Consider the following 19192-nt stretch of genomic DNA (forward strand, 5'->3'; position numbering starts at 1 on the left):
GCGGGGCAGGCTTCTGCCATGACCGCACAGACCACGCCGCCGCAGACCCCGCAGACCCCGCAGACCCCGCAGCGAAACCTGCCCCGCAATCGACTCCTGCGCGCCAAGGACCTCTGGGACGCCTCCGGCTCCTCCGAGCTGACCGGAGGGTTCCTCGAGGTCGACGACATCGGGCGCAGGCTCAGTGCGATGGTCGACGCCGGGCAACTGCTGCGCGTCCAGCGGGGCGTCTACCTCGAACCCTCCATCTGGCTGCAGACGGCTCCCTGGGAGCGTCATCTGATCGTCGCCGCGGCGGTCAACCTGCAGTCACCGAGCACCCGGTTCTGCCGCGCCACCGCCCTGGTGATGCACGGCTTCGGCCTGCTGCGGCCCCCGGAGGCGGTCACCGTGCGCACGGCGCGCAACGACGCCGTCGGACTGCATCCCGGCACGGCGCTGACCGGCCGCGCCTCCGCCTCCACGATCCAGCGGCTGCTGCACGCCCACCCCGAGGCGCTCGACGGCGGCGCCCACGGTCCGGCGGCGCTGCGCACCCTGGGCACTCGGCGCCACCAGTACCCGCGCGCCTTCCGGGATAAGCTGCGCGAAGGACTGGGACAGGAATGGGATAAGCCCTACCAGTCCGCCCTGGTGCGTCAGCGTTTCCCGATTCCAGAGAGTCTTCCGGCGGCCCTCGTCGCGGGCATGTGGACCTGGCTGGAGCCGATCGGGCTTGTGCTGGCCGACACCGTGCCCCGAATGAGCTTCGCGGAGGCGGTGGCGGTGCTCGATGCGTATCGGGCCGGACGCTTCGGCGCACAGGCTGAGCCGGGTGGGGCGCTCTCCGCCGTCGAACCCTGGCTGTCTCTGGTGGCCTCCGCGCGAGGCAGGGAGCGCTGGAAGGTGGCGTGGGAGTTCTCCGAGGCCGGCGCGGAATCTGTGGGGGAGTCATGGGCTCGGGTGCGCATCGCTGAACTGGGATTCACGGCACCAGAGCTGCAGCGGCGGTTCCTGCTCCCTCACGGGGTCACCTGCCGGACCGACTTCTACTGGGAGGATCCAGGAGTCGTGGGTGAGTTCGATGGGCTGCAGAAGTATCGGGCCTCCATGACGCTCTCCGGGCTCGACCCTGCGCAGGCAGTGATCGCCGAGAAGGAGCGCGAGGACGGGCTGCGCTCGCTGGGGGTCAGAGTGGTGCGTTTCACCTGGGCTGACCTGCAGGACTCCACTCGACTCCAACGTCTGCTGAGCAATGCAGGAGTTCCCCGTTCCGCGCGTTCTACCGGGGCGGACGTGTTCTACCGAGACAACCGCAGGGCCGGTAGACCACGCAGAGCCAGGTAAAACGTCAAGGGGGGGGTGGGCACGGGCAGGTGCAACGAGCGGGGGAGGGTCAGGCACAATGGAGACGCACCGCAGACCACCACCGTTAGGACCGTCATGGCCACCGCCCACCGCCCCACCGGCGAGCAGCGCTTCAAGGATCCCCGCGCCGCGAAGATCGCCGAGCTGATCACCCCCACGATCACCGCGCACGGGCTCTACCTCGAAGACGTCGAGCTCACCGCCACCGGGCCGAGCACCACGCTGAAGGTCTCGGTGGATCTGCTCAGCGGCACCGGGCAGGTGGACCTGGACACCGTCGCCGAGATCTCCCAGGCGATCTCGGCCCGGTTCGACGAAGAAGATGTGCTGCCCGAGCTCGAGAGCTACGACCTCGAGGTCTCCACCCCCGGGGCGACCCGTCCGCTGACCGAACCGCGGCACTTCGAGCGAAATGTGGGCCGGTTGTTGGAGATCACACAGGCCGGGCACTCTCCGATCCTGGCCAGGCTGCAGGCCGTGCAGGAGGGCTCGATCACGGTGATCGAGCAGAAGCCGGCGCCGAAGAAGGGGATGCCGGTCAAGCATGGTGACCCGATGGAGATCGGCTTCGCGGCGATCACGCACGCACGAGTGCAGGTAGAGTTTTCCCACACGCAGTAGATACTGGCTTAACCGGAGGCACAAGTGGATATCGATATGAGCGCACTGCGCATGCTTGTCAAAGAGCGCGAGATCCCGCTGCAGCGGCTGATCCCCGCCATCGAACAGGCGCTGGTGCTGGCTTACCACAAATCACCCGGTGCACTGCAGCACGCCCGGGCCGAGATCGATCAGTCCACGGGCCACGTCACGGTATGGGCCAAGGAGCAGGACGAGAACGGCACCTTCATCGGCGAGTTCGATGACACCCCCCGGGACTTCGGCCGGGTCGCCGCCTCCACCGCCCGCCAGGTGATCATGCAGCGGATCCGCGACGCCGAGGACGATCAGGTCCTGGGCCAGTTCAAGGGTCGCGAGGGGGAGCTGATCTCCGGCACCATCCAGCAGGGCCGGAACCCGCACATGATCCAGGTGGACCTGGGAAGCGTCGAGGCGCTGCTGCCCCCGCAGGAGCACGTCCCCGGCGAGGAGTACGTCCACGGGCACCGGATCCGCGCCTACGTCGTCGACGTCCACCGCGGGATGCGCGGGCCCTCCATCACGCTCTCCCGCTCCCACCCGGGACTGGTGAAGAAGCTCTTCGAACATGAGGTCCCAGAGATCGCCGACGGCTCGGTGGAGATCACCGCGATCGCCCGCGAGGCCGGGCACCGCACCAAGATCGCGGTGCGCGCCCACCAGTCCGGGATCAACGCCAAGGGCGCCTGCATCGGCTCGATGGGGTCCCGGGTGCGCGCGGTGATGAACGAGCTCAACGACGAGAAGATCGACATCATCGATCACTCCGATGACCCGGCCGAGTTCATCGCCCACGCGCTCTCACCGTCGAAGGTGAAGTCGGTGACCATCCTGGATCAGGCCACCCGCAGCGCCCGCGTGGTGGTTCCGGACTACCAGCTCTCCCTGGCGATCGGAAAAGAGGGCCAGAACGCGCGGCTCGCGGCCAAGCTCACCGGCTGGCGGATCGACATCGTCTCCGACGCGACGCTCGCCGCGTCCTGAGCAGCCGACCGACTCCCACGTTTCTGCTCGATCCCGCCGGAAGGGGTAGACTGTCATGGTTCCAGTGCGTACCTGCATCGGCTGTCGCCGTGCGGTCGCTCAGGACACGGCAATAAGGCTCGCACTCACCGCAGCTCAGACCGCCGAGACCGCACCGCCTCCGGTGGTATGGGACACCGACCGGGCACTGCCCGGACGAGGCGCCTGGCTGCACCCGCAGCGCGAATGCCTCGAGACCGCGCTCAAGCGCAAGGCCTTCAACCGGGCCTTCCGCCGGAAAGTGGACCCGAGCGCACTTGATCTGCACGACATTATTGGCACCGACGGCTGACGCCGCCTTCGCCGCAGCAATGCGGCGGATCAGCGGGGGAGACCAGAAAGCGGGTTCAGAGAGATGGATCCCCGATGAAGACCGACGCATGAGTTCGCAGCGATGACCCATCACGGCAACTCCGTCAAGGTTTCAGAACAGTTCAAAAGGCCTTCGCCGATGAACCGCTGACATCAGCCCCGCTGGTGCCGGCGGGGAAGCGTGGGCCAGACAAGGAGAAATGTGGCCAAGGCCCGCGTACACGAGCTCGCCAAAGAGCTCGGCATCACCTCGAAAGAAGCCCTCGCAACTCTGCAGGGCATGGGCGAATTTGTGAAGTCGCCCTCCTCCACCGTGGAGCCCCCGGTGGCGAAGAAGCTGCGCCAGGCATTCCCTGACGCCAAGCCCGCCGCCGACGCCTCCGCGTCCAACGGCGCTGCTCGTCCGGCTCCGAAGAAGTCCGACGGCGCCTCCGCGCCTGCCGCTGAGCGCTCGACCCAGTCAGGATCCAGCTCCTCCGCGCCGCGCCCCGGCGGCTTCAAGCCCGGCCCCCGGCCCGGCCCGAAGCCTGCTGCCAAGCCCGAACCGGAAGCCCCCGCCGCCAAGGCGCCGGCCCCGAAGGCCGAAGCCCCCAAGGCTGAAGCGCCCCAGGCGGAGAAGCCGGCTGCGGCCAGCGACGCCCCCGCGGCGAAGCCCGGCTCCAAGCCGGCAGCTCCCGGCGCGAAGCCCGGTGCTCCCCGCCCAGGCAACAACCCCTACGCCCCGAGCCAGGGGATGGGCGCCGAGCGTGCGGCCCCGCGTCCCGGTGGGACCGGCGGCCCACGCCCCGGACCCAAGCCGGCCGGACCACGTCCGGGGAACAACCCGTTCGCACCCCAGCAGGGCATGCGCACCGAGCGCGGCGGCGGACCTCGTCCCCGCGGCGGTCAGGGAGCACCCGGCGGCGCACCGCGTCCGGGCGCACCCCGCCCGGCAGGCGCTGCCGGCTCACGCCCAGGCGCTCCTGCAGCAGGCGGCGCAGCGCGTCCCGCTCCCCGTCCGGGTGGTCCCAAGCCCTCGATGATGCCCAGCCAGACCCCGGCACCTGCCGGAGGTCGTCCGGGCGCACCCGCCGGCGGTCCGCCGCGCGGTGGTCGTGGCGGTGGACCCCGCCGTGGCGGCGCAGCCGGTGCCTTCGGGCGCGGCGGCTCCAAGGCCAAGGCGCGCAAGTCCAAGCGGGCGAAGCGCCAGGAGATGGAGCAGCGTCAGTCCCGTGAGATCGGCGGCGTGCGCGTTCCCAAGGGTGACGGCAGCGTCACCGTGCGGCTGCGCCGCGGCTCCTCGCTGGGCGACTTCGCCGAGAAGATCAATGCCGAGCCGGCCGCCATGGTCACCGTGCTGATGAAGCTCGGTGAGATGGCGACCGCCAACCAGTCCCTGGACGAAGAGACTTTCCACCTGCTGGGCGAGGAGCTGGGCTACCCGGTCCAGATCGTCTCCCCGGAGGATGAGGATCGCGAGCTGCTCGAGACCTTCGACATCAACATCGAAGACGAGCTGGCGGCAGAGGGCTCCGACGAGCTCTCCGCCCGCGCCGCCGTCGTGACCGTCATGGGCCATGTCGACCACGGCAAGACCCGACTCCTGGACTCCATCCGAAGCGCGAAGGTGACCGAAGGCGAAGCCGGCGGCATCACCCAGCACATCGGTGCCTACCAGGTCCACGTCGAGCACGAGGGCGTGGAACGCGGCCTGACCTTCATCGATACTCCCGGTCACGAGGCGTTCACCGCCATGCGTGCCCGTGGTGCGAAGGTCACCGACATCGCGGTGCTGGTCGTGGCCGCCGATGACGGTGTCATGCCGCAGACCATCGAGGCGCTGAACCACGCCAAGGCGGCCGACGTCCCCGTCGTCGTCGCGGTGAACAAGATGGACAAGGAAGGCGCCTCCCCGGACAAGGTCCGCGGTCAGCTGGCCGAATACGGTCTGGTGCCCGAGGAGTACGGCGGCGACACCATGTTCGTCAACGTCTCCGCGCTGAAGCACCTGAACATCGACGAGCTCCTGGAGGCTGTGCTGCTCACCGCAGACGCCGCCCTGGAGCTCACCGCGAACCCGAACAAGGCGGCACGCGGTGTGGCCATCGAAGCGAACCTGGACAAGGGTCGCGGCGCCGTGGCCACTGTGCTGGTCCAGTCGGGCACCCTGCGGGTGGGCGACAACATGGTCGCCGGCACCGCCCACGGTCGCGTCCGAGCGATGTTCGACGAGCACGGCGAGACCGTCAAGGAGGCTCTGCCCTCCCGTCCGGTGCAGGTGCTGGGCCTGTCCTCGGTGCCCCGCGCCGGTGACACGTTCCTCTCCACCTCGGATGACCGCACGGCACGTCAGATCGCGGAGAAGCGTGAGGCGGTGGAGCGCAACGCTCAGCTGGCCAAGCGTCGCAAGCGGATCAGCCTGGAAGACTTCGACCAGGCCGTGGCCGAGGGCAAGATCGACACGCTGAACCTGATCCTCAAGGGCGACGTCTCCGGTGCCGTGGAGGCCCTGGAAGATGCGCTGTTGAAGATCGATGTGGGCGACGACGTGCAGCTGCGCGTCATCCACCGCGGCGTCGGCGCGATCACCCAGAACGACGTGAACCTGGCCACCGTGGACAACGCGGTGATCCTGGGCTTCAACGTCCGTCCTGCCGAGCGCGTGAACGACCTCGCCGAGCGCGAGGGCGTGGACATGCGCTTCTACTCGGTGATCTACGCCGCGATCGACGACATCGAGGCAGCCCTGAAGGGCATGCTGAAGCCGGAGTACGAAGAGGCTTCGCTGGGCACCGCGGAGGTCCGCGAGGTCTTCCGGTCCTCGAAGTTCGGCAGCATCGCCGGTTCGATCGTCCGCTCCGGGCTCATCCGCCGCAACGCCAAGGCGCGCCTGGTGCGCGACGGCAACGTGGTCGCGGAGAACCTCACCATCGAGTCGCTCAAGCGCTTCAAGGACGACGCCACCGAGGTCCGCGACGGCTTCGAGTGTGGCATCGGTCTGGGATCGTTCAACGACATCCGCGAAGGTGACAGCATCGAGACCTGGGAGATGCGCGAGATTCCGCGCTCCTGACCAGGCCTGCCGGTTCGCCCGGCACGCGCTCCGGGGACCCTGCCAGCGGCGGGGTCCCCGGAGTCGTCACCAGAGAAGACCCACCTGACCCGCCGCCGCGCGGGACCAGGACAGGGACAAGCACTTTTTGAGAGGAGCGCATCATGGCAGATCCAGCACGCGCCGCACGACTGGCCCAGCGCATCAAGGTGATCGTGGCCGAGGCGCTGCGTCGCCGGGTCAAGGATGAGCGCGCAGAACTGATCACGGTCACCGACGCGCGGGTCACCAACGACCTCCAGCACTCCACGGTGTACTACACCGTGATGGCTCCGGACGAAGAGTCCCGCGCCGGCGCCGAGGCTGTCCTGGCCGCGAACCAGGGCACCCTGCGCTACGAGCTCGGCCGGCAGCTGAACATCCGGCTGACCCCGACCCTGGAGTTCGTGGCCGATGAGATCCCGGAGTCCGCCGCGCATATGGAGGACCTGCTGCGCAAGGCCCGGGAACAGGACGAACAGGTCGCAGCCCTGCGCAAGGACGCCCAGCCCGCCTCGGAGGAGAAGCCCTACCGCTGGCAGGTCGAGGAGGAGCCCGCCGAGGACGCGCCCGCCCAGGACGCAGCTTCTCAGGACGCGCCCGCCCAGGACGGCGACGCCGACGCCTCCAGCGCCACGGATCGCTGAGCCCGGTCAAGGCACGGCGGGACGCCCATGGGGAAGAAGCAGAAGCCTGAAGAGCTGGAGGTCGGTTCCGGACTTGTCCTGGTGGACAAGCCGGCCGGCCTGACCAGCCATGACGTGGTGGGTCGGATCCGCAGGCTTGCCGGGACCCGCAAGGTGGGTCACGCCGGGACGCTGGATCCGATGGCCACCGGGGTCCTGGTGGTCGGGATCAACCGCGCCACCCGGCTGCTCACCCACATCGTCGGGGTGGACAAGACCTACACCGCCACCGTGCGGCTGGGCCAGTCCACCTCCACCGACGACGCCGAGGGGGAGGTGCTGCAGACCCGGTTCGCCAACGCGGTGACCCCGGAAGCGATCACCGCCGAGATCGCCACGCTCACCGGGGCGATCCAGCAGGTCCCCGCCACGGTCTCCGCGATCAAGGTCGACGGTCAGCGCGCCCACGCCCGGGCCCGCGCCGGAGAAGAGGTCGCGCTGCAGGCCCGCGGCGTCACCGTGCATCACTTCGAGGTCTTTGACATCCGACGGATCGACGGCGGCAAGCTCGTCGACGTCGACATCGAGGTCCGGGTCTCCTCCGGCACCTATGTGCGGGCCCTGGCCCGCGACCTCGGCGAGGCGCTCGAGGTCGGCGGCCACCTCACCGCGCTGCGCCGCACCGCGGTGGGCTCCTACAGCATCGACCAGACCCTCACCCTGGACCAGCTCGGGGAGGACTTCGGCTACATCGGCCTCGCCGAGGCCGCGCAGCAGCTCTTCCCGGCACGCCAGCTCACCGCCGAGGAGACCATGAACCTGGGCTACGGGCGGCGGATCACCGCATCCGGCACGGGAGACTCCACGCAGCTCACCGCCGCCTTCGCCCCCGACGGGGAGCTGGTCGCGCTGCTGACCGACGTGCCCGCCAAGAAGGGCGCCTCCGCCTCTCCCGACGCGGCCCAGGCCGCAGACTCGAACGCCGTCGACTACCAGGCCAAGCCCGAGCTGGTCTTTGCGACCACGCCGGGATCCGGCGCCGCACAGGCGGGCGGGGACGCCGGATGACGGTGATGTTCCTCATAGGCGCCGTCGTCTGTGGGCTCTCCGTGCTGGTGTGCTGGACGATGACCGCGGTCCGGGACCACCCGGCTGATTCCTCGATCATCTCGCTGGCCGCGATCGAGCTCTACCTGCTGGCCTACGCCGTCTACGCCGGGATCAGGCAGCTCGGCGGCGCCTCGGTGACCGGGGAGGCCTGGGAGTTCTGGGGTTATATTCTCACTGCACTCCTGCTGCCGGTGGGGGTGTTCATCTGGGCCATGATCGACAAGACCCGCTGGTCCAACCTGGTGATGAGCTTCGTCGGGCTCGTCGTGTTCGTGATGGTCTACCGTTTGGAGGAGATCTGGTGGGGAAGCGCACTATGACCCGATCACCGCAGGACACACCACGCAACGCCTCACCGACCCCGCGCAACCGCGGGGTGGGGATGCTGATCATCACCGCCTACGGCATCTTCGCGGTCTCCTCCTTCGCCCGGGCGCTGTACCAGATCCTCACCGACTTCGACGCCTCCCCGGTGTCCTACACACTGAGCGCCTTCGCCGCCGGGGTGTACATCGTGGCCACGATCGCGCTGGCCCGCATCGGTCCGCGCGCCTGGCTGCTCGCGCTGGTCGCGGTGCTGGTTGAGCTGACCGGGGTGCTCGGCGTCGGCCTGTGGACCTACCTGGACCCAGAGCTGTTCAACGAGGCCACCGTGTGGTCCCACTTCGGCGAGGGCTACGGATTCGTGCCGCTGGTGCTGCCGTTCATCGGTCTGTTCTGGCTGCTGCGGCACCGTCCCGGCACCGAGGCCGCGCGGGAAGCCCAGGGATGAGCGATAGGCTGAGCGACGTGCAGTTCTGGAACGGTCTTGAAGAAGTCCCGCGCGGGCTCGGACCCACCGCAGTGACCATCGGCAACTTCGATGGCGTCCACCTGGGACACCAGCAGGTCCTGGCCCGCCTGGTCGCGGCCGCCCACGGGCAGGCCGCGGCTGACACTGGCGCCGAGACTGGTGCCGGCGCAGAGACAGGCGAGCAGGCCGACGACGCCGCCGCGGCCGCCCCGGGCGCAGCGCCTTCGCGCACCCAGCCGCCCACCCACGCTCAGGCGCACACCCAGCCGCGCGCACAGGCTGTGGCGATCACCTTCGATCCGCACCCGCTGCAGGTCCACCGGCCGGAGGAGTCCCCGGTGATGCTCACCGGCACCGCCGAGAAGCTCCAGCGCCTGGCCGAGACCGGCATCGACGCGCTGCTGGTGCTGCACTACAACCTCGACCTCGCCGGGCTCACCGCCGAGGAGTTCGTCAAGACCTACTTCGTGGACACCCTGCATGCCTCCGTGGTGGTCATCGGACACGATGTGCGCTTCGGCCGCGGGAACTCCGGGAACTTCGAGACCATGGTCGAGCTCGGCCGGCGCTACGGCTTCACGGTGCTCGGGGTGGATGATTTCGCCCTCTCCGGGCGCTCCGTGGCCGAGACCGAACGCCGCTGCTCCTCCACCTGGGTCCGCGAGGCCCTGGAAGCAGGGGATGTGGCCGCCGCCGCCGAGGTGCTGGGCCGGCCCCACGCGGTGCGCGGCGAGGTGGTCCACGGTGCTGCCCGCGGGCGCGGCCTGGGCTTTCCCACCGCGAACCTGGGCGGGGACTCCGAGGGCATGATCCCCGCCGACGGCGTCTACGCCGGCTGGCTGGTCGACGCCGCCGGTGCCCGCTGGCCCGCCGCGATCTCCGTGGGCTCGAATCCCACATTCCACGGCGTGGAACGGGTGGTGGAATCCCATGTGATCGACCGGCCCACCGAAGAGGTGGAGGACTTCGACCTCTACGGCCAGCATGTCCGGGTGGAGTTCGTGCAGCGGCTGCGCGGGATGGTCGCCTACGAGGGCGTGCCCAAGCTGGTGGAGCAGATGTACCAGGACGTGGAGCAGACGCGTGAGGTCCTCTCCCGGCTGCCCGCCGAGTAGATCCGGAGTCGGCGCGTGCCCTCCCGCCCCAAACCTCGGCCGGCCCAGCAGGCGCTGATCACCGACCCTGAACGACGCCGCCGTCTGGCCGCCGCCTTCGATGACGACACCACCCTGGAAGCGGCCTGGCGCTACGACGCACTCCGGCCGCGCTATCCCGAGGCCGCCGTGAAGCAGCTGCTGGCCGCCGCGGCGGGAGACCTGCCCGTGGGGCAGGACGACGTGCTGCAAGATACCTCCGGGCAGGCCACCCCCGGGCCGACCGCCGGCACGCAGGCGGCCGCGGACGCCGAGGCGCCGGTGATCGCCGATCTCGGCGCCGGGACCGGGATCCTCACCCGGGCGCTGCTGGCCCGCGGCGCATCCGTGCACGCGGTGGAACCCTCGGCGGCGATGCTGCAGGTGCTGCGCGCCCGCAGCCCGGAGGACCAGCTCGGGCCAGCCCGGCTCCAGCTCCACCAGGCCACGGCGGAGGCCACCGGCCTCGGCCAGGCGAGCTGCGACGTCGTCGTCGCCGCCCAGGCCTGGCACTGGTTCGACGATGCCCTGGTCCAGGAGGAGGTGCGCCGGATCCTGCGCCCACAGGGAGTGCTCGCCGTGGTGGCGAACTACCTGGACACCTCGGTCCCCTGGGTGCACCGGCTGACCCGGATCATGCGCGCCGGCGACGTCTACCGCCCGGGTTGGACCCCGCCGGTGGACCCGGCCCGCTTTGACGCCTGGCACACCACGCAGACCCGGTGGGAGCGGGCGATCACCCCGGAGGGCATCCGCGAGCTCTCCACCACATTGAGCTCCTGGCTCTCCGCCGATGAGCCCGCACGGGCGCGCCGCCGGGCGAACCTGGACTGGTACCTCGACGAGCACCTCGGGCTGCCCCCGGGGGAGCCGGTCGCGCTGCCCTACCTCACCGTCCTGCACACCAGCGTTTTACCTGGGCCTGCGTGAGATACCGCGCCAACGGTCGGGCCGGTAGAGCACGTAAGGCCCGGTAAAACGCTCGGGGGAGGGGCCGGTGGCCGTGGGCGAGCGGCTGCTGTATCGTAGACAGGTCGCTTCGGCGACGCCGTCATGCTGCAGTCCGCGGTGGCTGACACTGGTCCCTGGCCCTCACCGGCAAAGCCCGGTCCTGTTCGCGGTACAACAATAAAGGAGCTCTTCCATGGCTTTAGATCCCGCTGTCAAGCAGGAGATCATCAAGGAGTACGCGACCGCCGAGGGTGACACCGGTTCACCCGAGGTCCAGGTTGCGGTTCTGACGCGTCGGATCTCCGACCTCACCGAGCACCTGAAGGTGCACAAGCATGACCACCACACCCGTCGTGGTCTGATGATCCTGGTGGGTCGCCGTCGTCGTCTGCTGAAGTACCTTGCTGCTACGGACATCGAGCGCTACCGTTCGCTGATCAAGCGTCTCGGTATTCGCCGATGAGCTTCAGCGTCAAACGCTGATCACCAAGCAACGAATCAGGCGGCTCCTCACACGGTCTTCATGGCCGTAGGAGCCGCCTGCTTTGTATGCGAGACTAGTGGGTGGCGCACCCGCCAGTGAGAGGGATCGAACTCATATGTTCCGGTCCTCGGTAGTAGCCTCCGGGAGGCACAGCACGTGCCAGGCCCGTGGGCTTCGATCGATGACCGACCATATGCAAGAAGATTCCTTCCTCTCACTGGCTCGCCAGTAATGCACGCAACTGAGAGGAGACACCTGTCATGCAGGGTCCCGAGATTCACTACACCGAAGCCGTGATCGACAACGGATCATTCGGTACACGCACCATTTCCTTCGAGACCGGCCGCCTCGCCAAGCAGGCCGCCGGTTCCGTCCTGGTCACCATGGACGACGACACCAGCCTGCTCTCGGCCACCTCGGTGGGCAAGTCCCCCCGCGAAGGCTTTGACTTCTTCCCGCTGACCGTCGACGTCGAAGAGCGGATGTACGCCGCGGGACGGATCCCCGGCAGCTTCTTCCGCCGCGAGGGACGCCCCTCCACCGACGCGATCCTGGCCTGCCGCCTGATCGACCGTCCGCTGCGCCCCGCCTTCAAGAAGGGCATCCGCAACGAGGTCCAGGTCGTGGAGACCGTTCTCTCGATCAACCCGGATGACCTCTACGACGTGGTCGCCATCAACGGCGCCTCGATGTCCACCCAGCTCTCCGGCCTGCCGTTCGCCGGCCCGATCGGCGCCGTGCGCGTCGCACTGGTCGACAACGGCTCCGGCGCCCAGTGGGTCGCCTTCCCGAAGCACTCCCAGCTCAAGGACGCCGTGTTCAACATGGTCGTCGCCGGGCGGGTCGTCGAGGACGACATCGCCGTGCTGATGGTCGAGGCTGAGGCCACCGACGACTCCTGGAAGCTGATCAAGGAGCAGGGCCGCACCGCGCCCACCGAGGACATCGTCGCCGAAGGCCTGGAAGCGGCAAAGCCGTTCATCAAGGTCCTCTGCGATGCCCAGGCCGACCTGGCAGCTCGCGCCGCGAAGCCCGCCATCGACCTGCCGACCTTCGTGGACTACGAGGACGACGTCCTCGCCGCCGTGGAGTCCTCCGCCACCGAGCGCCTGAGCAGCATCTACCAGATCGCTGACAAGCAGGAGCGCGACAACGCGGACGCCGAGCTGAAGGCCGAGGTCCGTGAGGAGCTCGCCGGCGAGGGCAAGCCGTTCGAGGGTCGCGGCGGCGAAGTCGCCAAGGCCATCGGCGCAGTGACCAAGCAGGTCATCCGCCAGCGCATCCTGCGCGACCAGGTCCGCATCGACGGCCGCGGCCTGACGGACATCCGTCAGCTCACCGCCGAGGTCGAGGTGCTTCCCCGTGTGCACGGCTCGGCGATCTTCGAGCGCGGCGAGACCCAGATCATGGGTGTCACCACGCTGAACATGCTCAAGCTCGAGCAGAACATCGACAGCCTGTCGCCGGTGAAGACCAAGCGCTACATGCACAACTACAACTTCCCGCCGTACTCGGTCGGTGAGACCGGCCGCGTGGGTTCGCCCAAGCGCCGCGAGATCGGACATGGTGCCCTCGCCGAGCGCGCCATCACCCCGGTGCTGCCGACCCGCGAGGAGTTCCCCTACGCGATCCGCCAGGTCTCCGAGGCGCTGGGCTCCAACGGCTCCACCTCGATGGGCTCGGTCTGCGCCTCGACGCTGTCGATGCTCAACGCCGGTGTCCCGCTGAAGGCCGCTGTGGCCGGCATCGCCATGGGCCTGGTCTCCGACCAGGTCGACGGTGAGACCCGCTACGCCGCGCTGACCGACATCCTCGGCGCCGAAGATGCCTTCGGCGACATGGACTTCAAGGTCGCAGGCACCTCCGAGTTCGTCACCGCCATCCAGCTGGACACCAAGCTCGACGGCATCCCGGCCTCGGTGCTCTCCGCAGCACTGAAGCAGGCCCGCGAGGCTCGGCTGCACATCCTCAGCGTCATGGCCGCCGCCATCGACACCCCGGATGAGATGTCCGAGTTCGCGCCGCGCATCATCTCGGTGATGGTCCCCGTGGACAAGATCGGCGAGGTCATCGGCCCGAAGGGCAAGATGATCAACCAGATCCAGGAGGACACCGGCACCGACATCTCCATCGAGGATGACGGCACCGTGCTGATCGGCGCGACCAACGGTGAAGCTGCTGAGGCAGCCCGCGCCGCGGTCAACGCGATCGCCAACCCGCAGGTCCCTGAGATCGGCGAGCGGTACCTGGGCACCGTGGTCAAGCTGACCACCTTCGGCGCGTTCATCTCGCTGACCCCGGGCAAGGATGGCCTGCTGCACATCTCCGAGCTGCGCAAGCTCAACGATGGCAAGCGCGTGGACGACGTCGAGGACGTCGTCGGCGTGGGCCAGCGGATCCAGGTCGAGATCTCCAAGGTCGATGACCGCGGAAAGCTCAGCCTGGCGCCCGTCGTGGAGGAGGACTCCTCCGAGTCTTCCAACGACGACGCCTGATCAGCTCCTGCTGAGATAGCTTCAGCCCACGGGCTGAGCCACTAAGACGGCCGGCGAGGTTCCCTTCCCAGGGGCCTCGCCGGCCGTCTTTGTGCGTGCGGGCAGGGGCTCTGGGTCGGGTTTCTGTGCCCCTCGTCCGGTGCGCCTCATCTGGCACGCGGCGTCCTGTGCGCCCCGACGGGTGCGCCACTCGTGGAGTGCCCATCTCGCATCCATTGTGCAATTCTGGGGACGTTTCGCCCGTTTTGCGCCGTGAAACTCCCCAAAATTGCACATTCGATGGCAGGCTCGCAGTGTGCCCTCCGCGAAGCAGCTCACCGGCGCCAGCGCTTAGAGACCCACTTGGAGGCCCCAGCGCGCGTCCATTGTGCAATGTGAACGCTCCCCGGGCCGGAATCTCCGGAAAAACCTGCACAGATTGCACAATGGATGCGACGGATCAGGAGTCGGGCGGGGAGCCGGGGCGTCCCGAGGGGGTGCGGCCGGGTGCCAGGGCGTCCCGAGGGGGGTGGCCGGGTGGGGTCAGTCCTGGCGTGCGACCGGGGGTCAGTGCGGCAGGTCAGTCCTGGGAGTAGTCCCTGGCGTTGCTCACCCAGAGGGCGTTGCCGACCGCGGCGAAGAGGATCAGCAGCGCCGCCACCAGGGGGACGACGGCGGAGGCCTGGGTGCCGAGGTTCTCTGCGATGAACCCGGTGATCGCCGAGGAGGAGGACTGCCCGATCACGATCGCGGTGGTCAGCATGGACATCACGGTGGTGGAGCGCCCGCGCGGGCTGCGCTCGGCCACCAGGCTGAACTGGGTGACCAGGGTGGGGCCGATGCCCACGCCCATCACCAGCAGGACCAGGATCAGTACCGGCAGGGCCGAGGCGAACTGCAGCCCGATGGTTCCCAGCAGCAGCACGCCGCCGAAGCTGAGCCAGCGGGCCTGCAGGGTGAAGCTGGCGGGGAACAGGGCGGCGGCGAGGGCGAAGATCGCTGAGCCGATGCCCATCGCCCCGTAGACCAGCCCGGCGCGTTCGGCATAGCCCAGATCGGCCATGAACGAGGTCAGCGTGGTCAAGGTGGAGCCGAAGATCAGTCCGATGCCCAGCGCGCCGGCCAGCAGGACCAGCAGCCTCGGGGCGAACAGCGCGGCCACCGGGGCAGGTTCCCGGTGCGTGGCGGCGTTCTTGGGCACCGCCTCGGCAGTGGGGTGCAGCGCGAAGCTGATCAGGAAGCACAGCGTGAGGACCGCGGCACCGATCATCGGGGCCGCACCGCCCAGGCTGGCCGCGAGCAGGCCCACAATCACTGGGCCGAAGACGAATGTGATCTCATCGGCGGCAGACTCATACGCCATTGTCGAGTTCATCGTCATCTGCTGCCTGGCCGGGGGCAGCTGGCGGAAGATCACGCCCACCAGCCGGCTGCGGGACATCGGCGGGACCTGCGGGGCGGTGGCCCCGACCAGGAACGCCGAGGCCAGCACGGCCCAGGTGTCCAGCGGGCTGTAGACCACCCAGGCCATCCCCAGCAGCGAGAGGCTGCTGGCGGAGCCGGCGATCAGCAGCACTCGGCGCTGACCCCAGCGGTCCGCGGCGGCGCCGATGAGCGGGCCGAAGATCGCGGTGCCCAGTCCCACCATGGCCGAGGTCAGACCGCCCAGGCTGATCGAGTCCCGGGCCGCCACCACCAGGGTCAGCACCCCGACCACCATCATCGCGTAGGGGAAGCGCGCCAACAGGGCCACCGGGAAGTAGGCCGGGCCGACCGCGCCGCGCAGCGTCAGCCGCGGCTCGGCGTCGGGAAAGCGGGGGGCCGCGGAGCTGGGTTCGGCCGTCGGGTCCCGATCCGGCGCGGTCTGCGGATCCGTGGCGGGCGGCTGGGCGACGTCGTCGTTCCTCGCGGGCGTGTTCGCGGGCATGGTGGTGATCCTCCGGTGTCGGCTCTGTCGTGCTCAGTGCCGCCTTGACCCGCAGCGGCGCCTCGGGGCGCCGGTCGGGTCAGGTAGATACACAAGATTGCTGCTCGCGTCCACGCGCGGGCCGCCTGGGGCAGGACCGGGGGAGGGCAGGTCTCCAGCGTACCGGGTGATGTTTCGTCCTCGTGAACTTCGTCTCTCATCTCACACCCGATGCAGCCAGGACTCGCGTAGAGACTCTCGGATTTGTATACCCCAGGGGGTATGTGTCAGAGTAGCTGCATACCCCCTGGGGTATCCGCAGACTTTCAAGGAAGGGGAGCGATCTCATGCTTCTGGAACGGATCTATGACGAGGACCTGGCGCAGGCCAGCTACTTCATCGGCTGCCAGGCCAAGGGCGAGGCGATCGTGATCGACGCCCGCCGCGATGTCAGCGAGTACTTCGAGTTGGCCCAGCGTCACGGCATGCGGATCACCGCAGTGGCCGAGACCCACATCCACGCTGACTACCTCTCCGGCACCCGCGAGCTCGCGGCGGCCGCGAACGCGCAGGCCTGCGTTTCAGGTGAGGGTGGCGAGGACTGGCAGTACGGCTTCGACGCCACCCGGCTGAGCCACGGAGACACCATTACCCTGGGCAACATCACCATCGAGGCGCGCCACACGCCCGGCCACACCCCGGAGCACCTGGTGTTCCTGGTGACCGACGGTGCGTTCTCCGACGCGCCCGGCTACATGATCTCCGGGGACTTCGTCTTCGCAGGAGACCTCGGCCGCCCCGACCTGCTCGACGAGGCCGCCGGGGGAGTCGACACCCGCTTCGAAGGTGCCAAGCAGCTCTACCGCAGCCTCAAGGAGCAGTTCCTCACGCTGCCCGATCACGTGCTGGTCTACCCCGGACATGGCTCCGGCAGCGCCTGCGGCAAGGCACTGGGCGCGCTGCCCGCCACCACGGTGGGCTACGAGCGGGCCAACGCATGGTGGTCCAAGCACCTGGCCGCCGACGACGAGCAGGGCTTCATCGATGAGCTCCTCGACGGTCAGCCCGACGCCCACGCCTACTTCGGTCGGATGAAGCGCGAGAACAAGGAAGGCCCCGCAGTGCTGGGTCCGCTGGAGACCCTGCCGGTGTTCACCTCGGACCAGGTGCGCAGCGCCCTGGAGGAGGACCGGGCGATCTTCGTCGACACCCGGTCCCACACCGAGGTCAAGCAGGGCACCGTGGTGGGGGCGCTGAACATCCCCGCCGGTGGCAAGGCCGCCAGCTTCGGCGCCTGGGCCTATGACCCGGAGACCGAGTCCAAGCCGCTGATCCTGCTGGCGCCTGACCAGGAGACGGCCGAGACCATGCGCCGCCACCTGATGCGGGTGGGCATCGACGCGGTGAAGGGCTACACCATCAGCCTGGCTGATCTGCCGCAGACCCAGCCGGCCACCATCACCCCCGCGGAGCTTCAGGACTTCGAACCAGCGCTGCTGCTGGATGTGCGCAACAAGTCCGAGCACGCGGAAGGCCACGTCCCCGGATCCAAGCAGCTCAGCGCCGGCCGGGTGCTCTGGCACCAGGACCAGCTGCCGGCCTCGGGTCCGATCGTCACCTACTGCCAGTCCGGAGTCCGGAACTCGGTGGCCGCCAGCGCGCTGCGCCGGCAGGGTCACGACGTCCGTGAGCTCGTCGGCAGCTATGCCGGCTGGTCGGACTGGAACACATCACACTGACCCGCGTGTTCTGCTCGTAGCAGGACATCCATCTCTTGAGAGGAACCACCCGCCCTATGGCACCGAACACCACCAGCACCCCGAGCCCGACGACGACGGCGGCCGCATCCCCGATGAGCCCCACCGAGCTGGCCGAGAAGCTGCGCTCACCGAGCACCCCGCTGCTCGTCGACGTGCGCACCCCCGCGGAGCACGAATCGCTGCGGGTCCCCGGGTCCCACAACGTTCCCCTGGACCTGCTGCAGAAGAACAAGGAGACCCTGGCCGAGCAGTTCACCGGGGAGATCGTGCTGATCTGCCAGACCGGCAACCGCGCCAACCAGGCCCTGCAGCACTTGCGCGCTGCAGGAGTGGACACGGCGCGGGTGCTCGACGGCGGCGTCGTCGCGCTGGAGGCCTCGCACCGGGACCACACCGAGCGTGGCCGGCAGCGCTGGGCGATGGACCGACAGGTCCGGATGGTCGCCGGTTCGCTGGTGCTCACCGGTTTTCTCGGCGGCAAACTGATCTCTCCGAGGGTCGGCTACCTGGCCGGGGCCATCGGTGCCGGGCTGACCTTCTCCGCGCTGACCGATTCCTGCGCGATGGCGGCGGCGCTGAACAAGATGCCGTGGAACAAGGTGGAGGCTGATCCGACCGTGGAGAAGTTGCTCGCCGAGATTCCCCGCTCCACCGCGATTCAGGCCGGCCGCGCCCAGGGAGCCCAGACTCAGGCGTCGCGGGGGTGAGCGGGGGCCTGATCCTGGCGATGGTCCTGGCCGTCGGGATCGGCATCTCGCTGGGTCTGCTCGGCGGCGGCGGCACCATCCTCGCCGTCCCGCTGCTGACCTACGTGGCCGGGATGCCGCCGAAGGAGGCGATCGCCGCGTCGATGTTCATCATCGGGGTGACCTCCGCGGTGAGCGTGGTGGCTCACGCCAGGCGCGGGAACGTGCAGTGGCGGACCGGCTTCATCTTCGGAGCTGCCGCCATGGCCGGAGCCTTCGGCGGTGGCCTGTTGGGTAGCCGGCTGCCCAGCGCGGTGCTGATGGTGGCCTTCGGCGTGATGATGGTGGCCACCGCCCTGGCCATGATCCTGGACCGCCGGGCGCAGGCCGCCGCCGGACCACGGAAGAAGTTGCCGCTGACCAAGATCCTCCTCGAGGGCCTGGTGGTGGGTCTGGTGACCGGCATGGTCGGCGCCGGGGGAGGGTTCCTGGTGGTCCCGGCGCTGGTGCTGCTGGGCGGGCTGGCGATGCCCGCCGCTGTGGGCACCTCGCTGCTGATCATCTCGATGAAGTCCTTCACCGGACTCGCCGGGTACCTGACATCGGTGAGCATCGACTGGGGTCCGGTGCTGATGATCACCGGGATCACGGTGATCGGCGCGCTGATCGGCACCGCCTTCGGCAAGCACGTTCCCGAGAAGGCGCTGAAGAAGGCCTTCGGATACCTGGTGCTGGCCATGGGAATCGTGGTGTTACTCCAGGAGCTGCCGTTGATCGTGGGACTGGGAGCAGGCGCGGTGATCCTCGCGCTGCTCGGGACCCTGTTGTACCGCCAGCGCCGAGTGCAGCTGGCATCATAGAGATGGACCAGTGCGAGA

At 68.9% G+C, this 19192-nt stretch carries 17 protein-coding genes; 16 read left to right on the forward strand and 1 reads right to left on the reverse strand.

The annotated features are described in order from the left end of the window. Positions 1-18: 18 nt before the first annotated feature. From HNR11_RS08385 to HNR11_RS08445, 13 genes are all read left to right on the forward strand, one after another. Entirely contained in the window at positions 19-1326 is a 1308-nt protein-coding gene (locus HNR11_RS08385) for a hypothetical protein (RefSeq protein ID WP_179441911.1), read from the forward strand. 96 nt (positions 1327-1422) lie between these two features. Continuing rightward, positions 1423-1968 carry a ribosome maturation factor RimP gene (locus tag HNR11_RS08390; protein WP_179441912.1) on the forward strand — a complete coding sequence of 182 codons (546 nt, stop codon included), beginning with the start codon at positions 1423-1425 and terminating at the stop codon, positions 1966-1968. Positions 1969-1992: 24 nt separating this feature from the next. Next, on the forward strand, positions 1993-2970 hold the full coding sequence (nusA, locus tag HNR11_RS08395; RefSeq protein WP_179441913.1) for a transcription termination factor NusA: 978 nt from the start codon (positions 1993-1995) through the stop codon (positions 2968-2970). A 55-nt stretch (positions 2971-3025) separates the two neighbouring features. Further along, positions 3026-3301 (forward strand): YlxR family protein, encoded by a 276-nt coding sequence (locus HNR11_RS08400; protein WP_179441914.1) that lies wholly within the window; start codon positions 3026-3028, stop codon positions 3299-3301. Positions 3302-3523: 222 nt separating this feature from the next. Then, a complete protein-coding gene (gene infB / locus HNR11_RS08405) occupies positions 3524-6373 on the forward strand; it encodes a translation initiation factor IF-2 (RefSeq protein WP_179441915.1) in 2850 nt (949 codons plus the stop codon). 143 nt (positions 6374-6516) lie between these two features. Next, entirely contained in the window at positions 6517-7038 is a 522-nt protein-coding gene (rbfA, locus tag HNR11_RS08410; protein ID WP_179441916.1) for a 30S ribosome-binding factor RbfA, read from the forward strand. 27 nt (positions 7039-7065) lie between these two features. Next, positions 7066-8085, forward strand: a complete 1020-nt coding sequence (gene truB, locus HNR11_RS08415) for a tRNA pseudouridine(55) synthase TruB (protein WP_179441917.1) — start codon at positions 7066-7068, stop codon at positions 8083-8085. Next, entirely contained in the window at positions 8082-8447 is a 366-nt protein-coding gene (locus HNR11_RS08420; RefSeq protein WP_179441918.1) for a hypothetical protein, read from the forward strand. The genes truB and HNR11_RS08420 overlap by 4 nt, the downstream gene beginning before the upstream one ends. Then, positions 8444-8899, forward strand: coding sequence for a hypothetical protein (locus HNR11_RS08425; RefSeq protein ID WP_179442933.1), 456 nt, complete (start codon positions 8444-8446; stop codon positions 8897-8899). Before HNR11_RS08420 ends, HNR11_RS08425 begins: the two co-directional genes overlap by 4 nt. Further along, the gene (locus HNR11_RS08430) at positions 8896-10035 is read left to right on the forward strand and encodes a bifunctional riboflavin kinase/FAD synthetase (protein WP_179441919.1); all 1140 of its coding nucleotides are present in this window, start codon (positions 8896-8898) and stop codon (positions 10033-10035) included. Before HNR11_RS08425 ends, HNR11_RS08430 begins: the two co-directional genes overlap by 4 nt. Before the next feature lie 15 nt (positions 10036-10050). Continuing rightward, positions 10051-10983 carry a methyltransferase domain-containing protein gene (locus HNR11_RS14050; protein ID WP_179441920.1) on the forward strand — a complete coding sequence of 311 codons (933 nt, stop codon included), beginning with the start codon at positions 10051-10053 and terminating at the stop codon, positions 10981-10983. A gap of 214 nt (positions 10984-11197) precedes the next feature. Further along, complete coding sequence (gene rpsO, locus HNR11_RS08440; protein ID WP_058888534.1) at positions 11198-11467, forward strand: 30S ribosomal protein S15; 270 nt, start codon at positions 11198-11200, stop codon at positions 11465-11467. 281 nt (positions 11468-11748) lie between these two features. After that, a complete protein-coding gene (locus tag HNR11_RS08445; protein WP_179441921.1) occupies positions 11749-13983 on the forward strand; it encodes a polyribonucleotide nucleotidyltransferase in 2235 nt (744 codons plus the stop codon). A 559-nt stretch (positions 13984-14542) separates the two neighbouring features. On the opposite strand, the gene HNR11_RS08450 is transcribed toward HNR11_RS08445, so the two are convergent. Further along, positions 14543-15889 carry an MFS transporter gene (locus HNR11_RS08450; protein WP_179441922.1) on the reverse strand — a complete coding sequence of 449 codons (1347 nt, stop codon included), beginning with the start codon at positions 15887-15889 and terminating at the stop codon, positions 14543-14545. A 326-nt stretch (positions 15890-16215) separates the two neighbouring features. Here HNR11_RS08450 and HNR11_RS08455 point away from each other — a divergent pair, with 326 nt between their 5' ends. Genes HNR11_RS08455 through HNR11_RS08465 form a run of 3 tightly spaced genes read left to right on the forward strand, consistent with a single transcriptional unit; the run spans position 16216 to position 19174 of the window. Beyond that, on the forward strand, positions 16216-17607 hold the full coding sequence (locus HNR11_RS08455; protein ID WP_179441923.1) for an MBL fold metallo-hydrolase: 1392 nt from the start codon (positions 16216-16218) through the stop codon (positions 17605-17607). 56 nt (positions 17608-17663) lie between these two features. Then, positions 17664-18335, forward strand: coding sequence for a rhodanese-like domain-containing protein (locus HNR11_RS08460; protein ID WP_218849674.1), 672 nt, complete (start codon positions 17664-17666; stop codon positions 18333-18335). Next, positions 18332-19174: a TSUP family transporter gene (locus HNR11_RS08465; protein WP_179441924.1), complete on the forward strand. Its 843-nt coding sequence runs from the start codon at positions 18332-18334 to the stop codon at positions 19172-19174. Before HNR11_RS08460 ends, HNR11_RS08465 begins: the two co-directional genes overlap by 4 nt. The last annotated feature ends 18 nt before the right edge of the window (positions 19175-19192 follow it).

The sequence above is a fragment of the Nesterenkonia sandarakina genome (genome assembly GCF_013410215.1).
GTDB lineage: Bacteria > Actinomycetota > Actinomycetes > Actinomycetales > Micrococcaceae > Nesterenkonia > Nesterenkonia sandarakina.

Bases quoted from the DNA above. Each gene is read 5' to 3' on its own strand.
- HNR11_RS08450 (WP_179441922.1), bottom strand. From the start codon at position 15,889: ATGCCCGCGAACACGCCCGCGAGGAACGACGACGTCGCCCAGCCGCCC.
- HNR11_RS08390 (WP_179441912.1), top strand. From the start codon at position 1,423: ATGGCCACCGCCCACCGCCCCACCGGCGAGCAGCGCTTCAAGGATCCC.
- HNR11_RS08420 (WP_179441918.1), top strand. From the start codon at position 8,082: ATGACGGTGATGTTCCTCATAGGCGCCGTCGTCTGTGGGCTCTCCGTG.
- HNR11_RS08400 (WP_179441914.1), top strand. From the start codon at position 3,026: ATGGTTCCAGTGCGTACCTGCATCGGCTGTCGCCGTGCGGTCGCTCAG.
- rbfA (WP_179441916.1), top strand. From the start codon at position 6,517: ATGGCAGATCCAGCACGCGCCGCACGACTGGCCCAGCGCATCAAGGTG.
- HNR11_RS08445 (WP_179441921.1), top strand. From the start codon at position 11,749: ATGCAGGGTCCCGAGATTCACTACACCGAAGCCGTGATCGACAACGGA.
- HNR11_RS08455 (WP_179441923.1), top strand. From the start codon at position 16,216: ATGCTTCTGGAACGGATCTATGACGAGGACCTGGCGCAGGCCAGCTAC.
- HNR11_RS08385 (WP_179441911.1), top strand. From the start codon at position 19: ATGACCGCACAGACCACGCCGCCGCAGACCCCGCAGACCCCGCAGACC.
- HNR11_RS08460 (WP_218849674.1), top strand. From the start codon at position 17,664: ATGGCACCGAACACCACCAGCACCCCGAGCCCGACGACGACGGCGGCC.
- HNR11_RS08425 (WP_179442933.1), top strand. From the start codon at position 8,444: ATGACCCGATCACCGCAGGACACACCACGCAACGCCTCACCGACCCCG.
- truB (WP_179441917.1), top strand. From the start codon at position 7,066: ATGGGGAAGAAGCAGAAGCCTGAAGAGCTGGAGGTCGGTTCCGGACTT.
- HNR11_RS08430 (WP_179441919.1), top strand. From the start codon at position 8,896: ATGAGCGATAGGCTGAGCGACGTGCAGTTCTGGAACGGTCTTGAAGAA.
- rpsO (WP_058888534.1), top strand. From the start codon at position 11,198: ATGGCTTTAGATCCCGCTGTCAAGCAGGAGATCATCAAGGAGTACGCG.